The organism is Pararhizobium antarcticum, from assembly GCF_001885585.1.
Taxonomy (GTDB): domain Bacteria; phylum Pseudomonadota; class Alphaproteobacteria; order Rhizobiales; family Rhizobiaceae; genus Pararhizobium; species Pararhizobium antarcticum.
This window is the reverse complement of the sequence record NZ_LSRP01000062.1, coordinates 1-725: the sequence shown is the minus strand read 5'-3', so window position 1 is coordinate 725 and position 725 is coordinate 1. Positions and strand designations below refer to the sequence as shown.

At 55.9% G+C, this 725-nt stretch carries 1 pseudogene; it reads left to right on the top strand.

Annotation, left to right across the window (positions count from 1 at the left end):
* Positions 1-67: 67 nt before the first annotated feature.
* Positions 68-725: pseudogene (locus tag AX760_RS26180) on the top strand (IS5 family transposase); the annotation flags it as partial.

Genomic DNA, 725 nt, shown 5'->3' with positions numbered 1-725 from the left:
TAGGGCGCGTCCCCATAAACGGGGTTCATCTTCGGCATTCGATGTGATTCAATCTCCTTGAAAGGAGATTGCGATGCGCCGTCACGAATTGAGCGATGAAGAATGGGCTGTGCTTGAACCGCTTCTTCCAAACAAAAGCCGTGGAGTGCGACGGGTTGATGATCGTCGAGTGATCAATGGCATCCTTTGGCGGTTCAGGACGGGCTCGTCCTGGCGCGATGTGCCGGAACGCTATGGCCCGCGCACGACACTTTACAATCGTTTCTCGCGCTGGCGCGCAGCCGGTGTTTGGGATCGCCTTCTTGATGCAGTTTCAATACGTTACGATGGTGACATCGTGATGATCGATTCATCCTGTGTTCGCGTTCACCAGCATGGTGCCAACGCAAAAAAGGGGGCTCTGCCGATCCTTGCATGGGACGTTCCCGCGGCGGCCTGACCACCAAGATCCATGCACTCGTTGATGCGGAAGGTAGGCCCGTTCGTCTGGAGTTGACGGCAGGCCAAGCCGGCGATGCGCCGATGGCAGAAAAGCTCCTATCCGATCTGCAGCCCGGATCGACGCTTCTTGCCGACCGCGCGTATGACACTGATGCCATCAGAAGCTTCGCCAAAGAGCGCAAGTCATGGGCAAACATCCCAGCGAAAATCAACCGTAAGCAAACCTTCAGCTTCAGTCGCTGGGTTTATCGACAGCGTAATCTCGTTGAGCGGTTCTTCAATCG